This window comes from Streptomyces sp. NPDC097640, from assembly GCF_040302705.1.
In the GTDB taxonomy this organism is placed as follows: Bacteria; Actinomycetota; Actinomycetes; order Streptomycetales; family Streptomycetaceae; genus Streptomyces.
This window is the reverse complement of the sequence record NZ_JBEOSB010000049.1, coordinates 41536-51606: the sequence shown is the minus strand read 5'-3', so window position 1 is coordinate 51606 and position 10071 is coordinate 41536. Positions and strand designations below refer to the sequence as shown.

Here is a 10071-nt window from a genome sequence, read left to right as displayed (position 1 = left end):
CAGTGCCTCGCCGACACCCACGGCAACGTCGTCGTCGTCTCCACCCGCGACTGCTCCCTCCAACGACGCCACCAAAAACTCGTCGAAGAAGCCCCCGCCCCCTTCCTCACCCCGGAGCAGAACGCCCAGCTCTACCGCGCCTCCAAAGCCATCCTCAAGGAGGCCGGATACGTCGGTGCGGGCACCGTCGAATTCCTCGTAGGGACCGATGGCACGGTCTCGTTCCTGGAGGTCAACACCCGGCTCCAGGTCGAGCACCCGGTCACGGAGGAGGTCACGGGGATCGATCTGGTGCGGGAGATGTTCCGGATCGCGGACGGCGAGCCGATCGGCTACGACGACCCGCCGGCGCGCGGCCACTCGTTCGAGTTCCGTATCAACGGCGAGGACCCGGGCCGCAACTTCCTGCCCGCCCCCGGCACCGTCACCACGTTCACACCCCCGAGCGGGCCGGGTGTGCGCCTGGACGCGGGCGTCGAATCCGGCAGCGTGATCGGCCCGGCGTGGGACTCCCTCCTCGCCAAGCTGATCGTCACCGGCGCCACCCGCACCCAGGCCCTCCAGCGCGCCGCCCGCGCGCTCGCGGAGTTCCAGGTCGATGGGATGGCCACCGCCATCCCCTTCCACCGCGCCGTGGTCACCGACCCCGCCTTCACCGCCGACCCCTTCACCATCCACACCCGGTGGATCGAAACCGAGTTCACCAACACCATCACCCCCTACGCCCCCACCAACACCGACGAAACCGACGAGCCGGTGGCGCGGGAGACGGTGGTGGTCGAGGTCGGGGGCAAGCGGCTGGAGGTCTCCCTCCCGGCGTTCCTGTCCGTGGCCGCCGCGCCTGCCGCCGGGGACGCGGGCGGGGCGAAGAAGCCCAAGCGCAAGCCTGTGAAGAAGTCCGGATCGTCGGCCTCGGGGGATGCGCTGGCGTCGCCGATGCAGGGGACCATCGTCAAGGTCGCCGTGGCCGAGGGGGACCAGGTCGCCGAGGGCGATCTGGTCGTGGTCCTGGAGGCGATGAAGATGGAACAGCCCCTCAACGCCCACCGCGCGGGCACCGTGAAGGGTCTGGCCGCCGAGGTCGGCGCCGCCCTCACCGCCGGCGCCGTCATCTGCGAGATCAAGGACTGAGACCAAGGCTGAGACCAAGGACTGACACCCGGGGCCCGCCGACGCCCGAATGCGGCCGCGCCCAGCCCAACGGGCCCCCGTCTCACCGGCCGCGCCGGATGCGGGGGCCCGTTAATTCATATGGCATCTTCGTGCCATGGGTCTGGGACGCGAAGTCCACGTGACAGACCATGGAGCCGGTGATTCCGCACTGGTGGAATCACCGGTGAACTTGGTCTCCCCCGCGTAACGGGGGCGGGGGAGACCAATTTCCCGTGCCCGAACCGCCATCGATCCGGCGGTCGGCGTGCCCGAAACGGGCATCACTTCTTCATCGTCCGCTCCAGGAACCCCAGGACCGTCTCCGCGTAGAGCTCCGGGTGCGTTTTGACGCCCTGGAGATGCTCGGTGTCCGGCAGGGTGTGCACCTCCGCCAGCGGATACCGCTCGGCCAGCGCCCGCACCCCCGCCGCCGGGATCATCGTGTCGCTCTCGCCGGTCAGGAAGAGCATCGGCGTGCGCTCGTACGCGCCCTCGGCCGCGGGCGGCCACTGCACCCGCAGCATCGCCACGGCCGCCGTGGAGGCCACCTTCTCCAGGGCCTTCCGGGACGGCCCCTTCCGCATCGGGCCGGGGACCGGCAGCCCGCCGGACGCGACGAAGTTGGCGAACAGTGAGCGCAGTTCCAGCGCCGGGCCGCTGTCGAAGACCATCGCGTCCACCGGGCTCTCCCCGTCCCTCCTGAGCATGTAGAAGGAGGGGAAGGTGGAGATGGAGAAGCCGTAGACCGCGATGCGCGCCGAGGCGTGCTCCGCCGTCCCGCGCAGATGCCTGACCACCGCCTCCACATCGTCGGTGTGCCGGTCGCTCATGCCCCAGCAGGCCCGGTCCGCGCCGCTCTTGCCGTGGTTGCGGTGGTCGAACATCGCGACCGTATAGCCCGCCTCGTTGAGCATCCGGGCCTGCGCCAGGCTCGCGGACTTGCTCAGCCCCAGGCCGTGCCCGAGCACCACCACCCGGTCCGGGTCGCCCGCGCACAGCCACACATGCAGCCCGCGCCGCACGCCGTCCAGCGGCACGGTCACATCGGTGGTGGACAGCCCCACGTCCGCGGGCTTCTTGTGATACGGCCTGCGGGGTGGGTGATAGATGAAATACGAGAGGAAGGCGCCGTACAGCGGAGCCACCGGGAGCGCGAGCGCGGAGGCCGCCTTCGCCCAGAATCCCGTCGCCATGTCGCAAACCCCCATTACGGAAAGTACACGGACTGTGCTTGATCGTAGTGGTGCCGCCAGGTGATCGTACCCGCCGGTAGGGGAACGTGTCCTAAGTCACCGGGTGTCGTCCGTGCCGCAACGCCTACCCGGGGCAAGGATGTTGAGTCAGGCTCAGCGCTGCGGGGGGAGAAAGGGAATCGTGTCGTACACCGGCCCGGCGGATCCCGCCGTCGACACCGCAGGAGACACGGCGGGCGACCAGGCGTACGAGTCGGCCTGGGGCCCGGACCGCGCGCTGCCCCGCCCCGGGGACCGCCCCTCCGGCCCCGAGGTGGCCGTATGGCTGCTGCGCATCCCGCCGTCCGCCGCTGCCGCCGCCGAGCGCGCCGGAATGCTGGACGACCGGGAGCGCGAGCGGGCCGCCAGATTCCGCGACGACACCCTGCGGGAGCGCTATGTCGCCTCCCACGTGGGCCTGCGGACGCTCCTCGGCGCGTATCTCGGCATCGCCCCCGCCGAAGTCGAGCTGATCCGCGAGAAGTGCGGCATGCCGGACTGCGACAAGCCGCACGGCCGCCCCGCCGTGGCGGGCGAGCCCCGGCTCTCGTTCTCCCTGTCCCACGCCGAGGACGCCGCGCTGTACGCCTTCGCCGAAGCTGCCGTCGGCGCCGACATCGAGGCCCGGAACGCGCGGCGCACCGGCACGGTGCTGACCGGCCTGATCCGGCAGCTCCACCCCGACGAGCGCGCGGCCATCGAGGCGCTGCCCGAGTCGCTGCACGAAGAGGCGTTCCTCAGCTGCTGGGTGCGCAAGGAGGCCTACCTCAAGGGCATCGGCACCGGCCTGCCCGGCGGCCTCCGCGCCCACCACGTCGGCCTCGCCGACCACCTCGCCCCGCCCGGCTCCACCGCCCCGCCCGGCTGGACCCTCGCCGACGTACCCGCCCCGCCCGGCTACGCCGCCGCGGTCGCGCTCCGCGCCGACGGCACGCCGGCCGTGCGCCCGGTCGTCACACGCCACGGCCTCGGCCTGGCCGGGACCTTCGGGGGCTAGCCATGCCTGAGCTGGAGCTGTCTGCGGGCACCCTCGACTACGAGGACACCGGAGGCGACGGCCCGGTCGCCGTGCTGCTGCACGGGGTCGCCATGGACGGCTCGCTGTGGCGCAACGTCGTCCCCCGCCTCGCCCCCGACATCCGCTGCGTGGTCCCGACCCTGCCGCTGGGCGGCCACCGCCGCCCGATGCGCCCCGGCGCGGACCTGTCGGTCCTCGGCGTGGCCCGGCTGGTCGCCGAGTTCCTCGAACGGCTGGACCTCACCGACGTCACCCTCGCCATGAACGACTGGGGCGGCGCGCAGGCCCTCGTCGCCGACGGCCGGGACCAGCGGATCGGGCGGCTGGTCATCACCTCCTGCGAGGCGTTCGAGAACTTCCCGCCCGGCCTTCCCAGCCACAACCTCTACGCCGCCGCCAAGGTCCCCGGCGGGCTGGCCGCCGCCTTCGGCCTCCTCAAGCTGCGCCCCGCCCGCCGTCTCCCCATGACTTGGGGCCGGATGACCAGGCGCCCGGTGCCGCCGGAGGTCATGGACGGCTGGTTCCGGCCGCTGTGGACCTCCCCCGGGATCCGCCGCGACCTGCGCGCGTACGTCCTCGGGGTGCCGCCCAGGGCCGAACTGCTGCGCTGGGCCGAGGCGCTGCGCGGCTTCGACCGCCCGGCGCTGGTGGCCTGGGCGGCCGAGGACAAGGTCATGCCGCCCGAGCACGGCCGCCGGCTGGCGGAGCTGCTGCCGCGCGCCCGCCATGTGGAGATCGCCGACAGCTACACCCTCATCCCCGAGGACCAGCCGGAGCGACTGGCCGAGCTGATCCGCGAGTTCGTGCTGGACGGCGCGTCGGCGTAGGGGCGCCCGGCCCGCGAGCCGTCACTTCACATACGCCAGCACGGCCAGGACCCGCCGGTTGTCGTCGTCGGAGACCGGCAGGTCCAGCTTGGCGAAGATGTTGGAGGTGTGCTTGATGACGGCCCGTTCGGTGATGACCAGCCGCTCGGCGATCGCGGCGTTGGAGCGGCCCTCGGCCATGATGCCGAGGACTTCGCGCTCCCGGGCGGTCAGCCGGGCCAGCGGATCCGCGGCGGAGGAGGCGGTGCTGGAGAACAGCCGGGCGATGACCTCGGGGTCCATGGCGGTGCCCCCGGCGGCCACCCGGCGGACCGCGTCCACGAACTCGTCCGGGTCGAACACGCGGTCCTTGAGCAGATAGCCGATGCCGCCCGTGCCGTCGGCCAGCAACTCCTTGGCGTACAGCTGCTCCACGTACTGGGAGAGGACCAGGACCGGGAGGCCGGGGATCTGTCGGCGGGCCTCCAGAGCAGCCTGAAGGCCCTCGTCGGTGAACGTCGGGGGGAGTCGTACGTCGACGACTGCCACGTCCGGACGTTTCTCGACGAGGGCCTGAAGGAGGTCGGGGCCGGTGTCCACAGCGGCGACGATCTCGAAGTCGTAAGCCTCCAGAAGCCTGACCAACCCGTCCCTCAGGAGGAAGAGGTCTTCGGCGAGGACAACACGCACGGCAGCTCCATGGTCAGTGTCGTCGGACCGCCCTGGGGGCTGGTCACGGCAAGAACACCGTCGAAAGTAGCAAGCCTGCGCTCCATTCCGCGCAGTCCCGTACCGCGGGAGGGGTCCGCGCCGCCGATCCCGTCGTCGGTGACCTGGCCGCGCAGCCGGCCCGTCTCGTACCAGAGGTCGACCGTGACCCGCTGGGCCTCGCCGTGCTTGGCCGCGTTGGTCAGGGCCTCGGAGATCGCGAAGTACATGGCGGACTCGACCGGGGCCTCGGGGCGGCCGGGCAGCTCGGCGTTGACCTCGACCTCCAGGGGGCTGTCCATGCCCAGGGCGCGGACGGCGTCGGCCAGGCCGCGGTCGGCGAGCACCGGCGGGTGGATGCCGCGGACCAGGTCGCGCAGCTCGTTGAGGGCGGCGGCGGAGGCCTGGCGGGTGTCGGCGAGGATGGCGCGGGCCGCCTCCGGGTCCTTGGCCAGCAGCCGCTCGGCCACGCCCAGGTTCATGCCCATCGCGACCAGCCGGGCCTGCGCGCCGTCGTGCAGATCGCGCTCGATGCGGCGCAGCTCGGCGGCCGAGGTGTTGACGGCGTCGCTGCGGGTCTCGGTGAGGTGGCGCACCTGGCGGGACATCTCGGTGGGGGCCAGCAGCGACTTGGCGAACTGGGCGTGCACCCGGAGCAGATGCGGGCCCGCGGCCAGACCGCCCAGCGCGATGGGGATGCCGAGGGCGGCGGCCATCAGGGCGGAGCCGTCACTGGTCACCTTGACCATCGCGTACCAGTTGTTGCCACCGGCTTCGGCGATGTCCTCCCAGATCAGAGGCATGATCAGGCCGAAGACGCCATAGCCGACCAGCGCCAGCGGCAGGATCGCGAGCGCCAGCCCGACCACCGGGCTCACCAGGGTCCAGGCCAGGTCCCGCCAGGTCGCCGGGTCGGTGAGGATCCACTGGTTGCGCTGCACCAATCCCTTGAGGCCCGGCTCGGCGGCCGGCCGCGGCCGGTACGGGTCCTCGATCCCGACCCCCGACCACTGCCCGGCCAGCCGCCGGGTGATCGCCGTGGTCCCCCGCAGGGCCACCGCCAGGGCGGGCACCAGGAACACCCCGAGGCCGACCCCCAGCAGGGAGATCGCGGTCACCATCAGACAGAAGAGCACCACTTCCCACGGGGCGAGGGCGGCCAGCGCCAGGCCGCGGCCCATGGCGCGCACTCCACGGACGGGCCAGGGGCCGTCGTCGCCGATCCGGCGTCCGCCGGTCCTCTCATCGCTCACGATGCTCATGTCCTAACCCCCTCCTCGGGGCGGCCCTTCCGCCGCTGTGTGCCCTTCAGTCTGCCCGTGGCGACCCCTTGGGAGCACTGGACTCCGGTGGCGTTTCGGGGGGTGTAGTCAGGTCCCCCACAAGACGCCACACAGGGCCCTCGGCGCGCCGCCGCGCGATGAGTTGACTTGTGGTCATACGACGCGAGAGCCCTCTGTGAGCGAAGGAGCCGGCAAATGAGTACTCGACGCAGCGTTACCGCGGCGGTGTCCCTGCTGCTCGCGGTCCTCATGACCGCGCTGGTGACGGCCGCCTCGGCCACCGCCGCGCCCGGCTCCCCGCAGCGGCCGCGCAGCCTGGAGGCCCTGGTCGACGGCATCGTCCAGAGGCAGCTCGACGAGTACCGGATCCCGGGCGCCGCGGTGGTCGTGGTCTCCGGCGGACGGCAGGTGCTGGCCAAGGGGTACGGCGTGGCGGACATCGACCGCGGCACCCGGGTGGACGCCGGCCGTACGGGTTTCTTCATGGGCTCGGACGCCAAGGTGTTCACCGCCATGGCCGTGCTCCAGCAGGCCGAGCGGGGGAAGCTGGACCTGAAGGCCGACGTCAACCGGTATCTCACCCGCCACAAGGCCGGCTTCACCATCAAGGACAGCTATCCGGGGCGCCCGGTCACCGTCCGCGACCTGCTGACGCACACCGCCGGCTTCGACAACAGCATCATCGGCCGCGCCACCGCCCGCCCCGAGGACGCCGAGCGGCTCGGCGACAGCCTGGCCGAACACCAGCCGCCCCGGGTGCGCCCGCCGGGCGAGGTGTCCAGCTACGACAACTACGGCGTGGCGCTGGCCGGATACCTGGTCGAGCTGGCCTCGGGCGAGCCCTTCGCCGCGTACGTCGACCGCCACATCCTGCGGCCCCTCGGGATGACCCGCACCTCCTTCGCCCAGCCGCACCCCGCCGCGATCGCCACCGCGCGCGCCGACGGCTACCGCCCCGACGGCAAGCGGCAGGTGCACGCCCAGGGCCAGTACGGCGCCTGGACCCCCACCGGCGCCGCGGCTGTCACCACCGCCACCGACATGGGGCGGCTGATGCTCGCCCAGCTCGCGGGCGGCGCGCTGGACGGCCACCGGGTGCTCGGCGAGACCCTGACCCGGGCCATGCAGCACCGCCAGTTCGCCAACGACCCCAGGCTGCCCGGCATCGGCTACATCCTCGAGGAGCGCGACCGGGACGGACACCGGATGCTCGTCAAGGACGGTGACATCCCCGGCTTCCACGACAACCTCGCGCTGCTCCCCGACCGGGACACCGGCGTCTACGTCGCGTACAACGGCGACGGCGAGGACGGCCGCGCCTCCTGGGCCGGCCAGGAACTCGTCAATCTCGTCGCCGACCACACCCTCGGCACCCCGCGCCGCGCGGCCGCCGCCCGCATGGGGGAGACCGACACGTTCACCGGCTTCTACCGCTCCACCCGCACCAGCCACTCCGACCTCACCCGCGCCGCCGCGCTCACCAGCTCCGTACGGGTCACCGCCGGACCTGACTCCACCCTCACCACCACCGGCCCGCTCAGCCGCGACCCGGACGTCACCGAGCAGCACTGGGTGCGCATCGGCGACGGGCTGTTCCAGGAGAAGGGCGGCCAGGAGCGACTCGCCTTCAAGGACGGCAGGCTCTTCCTCGCCTCCGACCCGACCGTGGGCTACGAGCGGGTGCCCTGGTACGAATCCCCGGTCCTGCACCAGCAGCTGCTCATCGGCTCCCTGGGCGTCCTGCTGCTGTCCGTCGCCGCCTGGCCCATCGCCGCCCTGATCGGCCGCCGCCGCTCCACCGACGCCGCCCCGGCCCCCGCGGGCGCCCGCCTGGCCCGGCTGCTCGCCTGGACCACCGGTGCCCTCCTCGCCGTCGCCACCGTCTGCTTCGCCCTCCTCGTCGCCGACCCCAACGCCCTCAACCAGACGGTCTTCCTCGGCGACTCGCCCATGCTGACCCTGGTCCCGGTCCTGGCGAAGGCGGCGCTGGCCACCACGGCGGCCGTGCTGGTGTGCGCGGTCATCGCCTGGTGGCGCCGCTGGTGGGGCTGGGCGGCCCGGATCCATTACAGCGCGGTGGCGCTGGCCGCGGTGCTCTTCCTGACGGTCGCGGGCAACTACCACCTGCTGGGCTGACGCCCGTCGCGTCAAAGGCGTGCGCGAATCGTCAACATCCCTGCGCGGATCGACAAGGCCAGGTGCGGACGCGCTCGGCACTCTGGATGCCGAAGCCCCGAACAACCCTTGATCAAGGGGGAGATATCCATGAGCATCACAGCGAAGATCGCCGCGACTGTCGCGGGAAGCGTCCTGGTCCTGAGCGCGGCGGTCGTTCCCGCCGCCGCCTCGTCGTCGTCGACGGCAGCCGACACGGCGGCCGGAACGGCGGCCGGCCCGGTGCAGGGCGCCTGGCTCACCGGGCTGCCCGGCGCGGTGGCCAAGGTGGCCGACGACGTGTACTGCTGCTGAAGGCGCGTCGGGGATCCGACGGGCAGCGTCCTCTCGGACGCTTGGCGCGGACGGCGGTACCGGCAGGGGGGGCCGGTACCGCCGTCCGCGCCGAACGCCTTGTCAGGGCCGGACGGGCTTGCCGCGTCCCCAGCCCCAGGCGAGCCGGTCGGCGCCGGACTGGTTGGTGGTGGCCAGCGAGGGCCGGGCGGGGTCGCCGGTCAGGGTCTGGAGCGTGTAGGTGTCGTCGGTGCGCAGGCCGGGCCAGTAGACGGACCCCATCTTGAGCTCGCGGAAGGTGTCCGTGACGGCCTGGACGTAGTTGATGTAGTTGTTGGACGGAGCCGGCTTGTTGTAGTTCAGGCCGGTGGTCATCGGGGCGCCGAACTCGTCGGCGACGGTCCGGTTGGCGCAGTCCCCGATGCGCACCTTGAGGTCGGCCACCCACTCGTCGTACGTGGCGTAGTTCTTCCAGAACCCGTAGTGGTGCAGCGACAGGTAGGTGCCGTCCAGGCGCGGGTCGGCGCAGACCGAGGTGACGTGGTCGTTGTAACCGGCGCCGCTGACGATCACCTGGTTGCGCGGCACCGAGGGGTAGGTGGACAGCCACTTCGCGGCGATGTCGGCCCACTCGGTGTCGGTGTAGCCGTGGGGCTCGTTCATCGGCTCGAAGTAGACGCGCTTGTCGTCCTTGTACGCGTCGACCACGGTGTTCCACATGGGCCAGAAGGTGGCGGGGTCGTCGATGAAGCCGTCCTTGCGGGGGCCCGTGCCCTCCCAGTAGGACAGGATGACCTTGAAGCCCTTGTCCGAGGCCGCGTCGATGACCCCTCGGTACGACTTCCAGTACGCGCCGTTGACGGTGTACGGGTTGATGGGCAGCCGGACGGTGTTGGCGCCGAGGTTCGCGCGGAACCCCGAGATGATCCGGCTCGCCTTGGCGTACGTCTGGTCGTAGCTGTCGGACGTCGACAGGCCGGACAGCACGACCGGGTCGTCGGCGAAGTTGTCGCGCGGGTCGGCCCAGTTCACGCCCCGGAACTGGGTGGTGTCGCCGCTGGGCGCGGCGGAGGCGGGGCTGCCGGCGAGGGTGGTGCCGCCGGCGGCGGCGACCAGGATCGCGACGAAGGCGGCGCGCAGCCGGGGGGTGAGGCGGGCTCTGGAGGGGCGGGCGGGGCTGGCGGGGGATGTGCGCATCGCTTGCTCTTTCGGCTTGCGGGAGAGGCCGACTCAGCGCGTGGCGGAGCTGCGCGGCTGAGTGGCCGGCGGGGATGTCGGCCGTGCGATGTTTGCGCAAACATGACGGCGCCCGAATCGTGACACCCGGCACAGCGGTCGTCAAGGTTTCGTGCATGTGACGGCCCGTGGTCATGGGCTGCTGCCGACGATGCTCCCGGCCGACGTCCACACCTAAGCTGTGCCCC

The 10071-nt window shown here is 72.0% G+C and carries 9 protein-coding genes; 5 read left to right on the top strand and 4 right to left on the bottom strand.

Features of this window, described 5'->3' with window-relative positions; all coding sequences use genetic code 11:
• Nucleotides 1-1131: ATP-binding protein (locus ABTY62_RS45540; protein ID WP_352135287.1), on the top strand; the 1131-nt coding region annotated here is incomplete at its 5' end.
• Nucleotides 1132-1433: 302 nt separating this feature from the next.
• Here ABTY62_RS45540 and ABTY62_RS45535 read toward each other — a convergent pair.
• Nucleotides 1434-2345 carry an alpha/beta hydrolase gene (locus tag ABTY62_RS45535; RefSeq protein WP_352135286.1) on the bottom strand — a complete coding sequence of 304 codons (912 nt, stop codon included), beginning with the start codon at nucleotides 2343-2345 and terminating at the stop codon, nucleotides 1434-1436.
• A 181-nt stretch (nucleotides 2346-2526) separates the two neighbouring features.
• On the opposite strand from ABTY62_RS45535, the gene ABTY62_RS45530 reads away from it, so the two are divergent.
• Together ABTY62_RS45530 and ABTY62_RS45525 are read left to right on the top strand one after the other, a co-directional pair.
• Nucleotides 2527-3381 (top strand): 4'-phosphopantetheinyl transferase family protein, encoded by an 855-nt coding sequence (locus ABTY62_RS45530; RefSeq protein WP_352135285.1) that lies wholly within the window; start codon nucleotides 2527-2529, stop codon nucleotides 3379-3381.
• Nucleotides 3382-3383: 2 nt separating this feature from the next.
• Complete coding sequence (locus ABTY62_RS45525) at nucleotides 3384-4229, top strand: alpha/beta fold hydrolase (RefSeq protein ID WP_352135284.1); 846 nt, start codon at nucleotides 3384-3386, stop codon at nucleotides 4227-4229.
• Between the two features lie 21 nt (nucleotides 4230-4250).
• Here ABTY62_RS45525 and ABTY62_RS45520 read toward each other — a convergent pair whose 3' ends face one another.
• Nucleotides 4251-4898, bottom strand: coding sequence for a response regulator (locus ABTY62_RS45520; RefSeq protein ID WP_311730774.1), 648 nt, complete (start codon nucleotides 4896-4898; stop codon nucleotides 4251-4253).
• Nucleotides 4862-6178, bottom strand: coding sequence for a sensor histidine kinase (locus ABTY62_RS45515; RefSeq protein WP_352135283.1), 1317 nt, complete (start codon nucleotides 6176-6178; stop codon nucleotides 4862-4864). Before ABTY62_RS45515 ends, ABTY62_RS45520 begins: the two co-directional genes overlap by 37 nt.
• Nucleotides 6179-6394: 216 nt before the next feature.
• On the opposite strand from ABTY62_RS45515, the gene ABTY62_RS45510 reads away from it, so the two are divergent.
• Nucleotides 6395-8335, top strand: coding sequence for a serine hydrolase domain-containing protein (locus ABTY62_RS45510; RefSeq protein ID WP_352135282.1), 1941 nt, complete (start codon nucleotides 6395-6397; stop codon nucleotides 8333-8335).
• 129 nt (nucleotides 8336-8464) lie between these two features.
• Nucleotides 8465-8668, top strand: a complete 204-nt coding sequence (locus ABTY62_RS45505) for a hypothetical protein (RefSeq protein WP_352135281.1) — start codon at nucleotides 8465-8467, stop codon at nucleotides 8666-8668.
• A gap of 102 nt (nucleotides 8669-8770) precedes the next feature.
• Here the strand turns inward: ABTY62_RS45505 and ABTY62_RS45500 are convergent, their stop codons facing one another.
• Nucleotides 8771-9844 carry a glycoside hydrolase family 5 protein gene (locus ABTY62_RS45500; RefSeq protein ID WP_352135280.1) on the bottom strand — a complete coding sequence of 358 codons (1074 nt, stop codon included), beginning with the start codon at nucleotides 9842-9844 and terminating at the stop codon, nucleotides 8771-8773.
• Nucleotides 9845-10071 lie beyond the last annotated feature (227 nt).

Excerpts from the sequence above, each read along its gene's own strand:
- ABTY62_RS45535 (WP_352135286.1), bottom strand. The coding sequence starts at position 2,345 with ATGGCGACGGGATTCTGGGCGAAGGCGGCCTCCGCGCTCGCGCTCCCG.
- ABTY62_RS45500 (WP_352135280.1), bottom strand. The coding sequence starts at position 9,844 with ATGCGCACATCCCCCGCCAGCCCCGCCCGCCCCTCCAGAGCCCGCCTC.
- ABTY62_RS45510 (WP_352135282.1), top strand. The coding sequence starts at position 6,395 with ATGAGTACTCGACGCAGCGTTACCGCGGCGGTGTCCCTGCTGCTCGCG.
- ABTY62_RS45525 (WP_352135284.1), top strand. The coding sequence starts at position 3,384 with ATGCCTGAGCTGGAGCTGTCTGCGGGCACCCTCGACTACGAGGACACC.
- ABTY62_RS45505 (WP_352135281.1), top strand. The coding sequence starts at position 8,465 with ATGAGCATCACAGCGAAGATCGCCGCGACTGTCGCGGGAAGCGTCCTG.
- ABTY62_RS45515 (WP_352135283.1), bottom strand. The coding sequence starts at position 6,178 with ATGAGCATCGTGAGCGATGAGAGGACCGGCGGACGCCGGATCGGCGAC.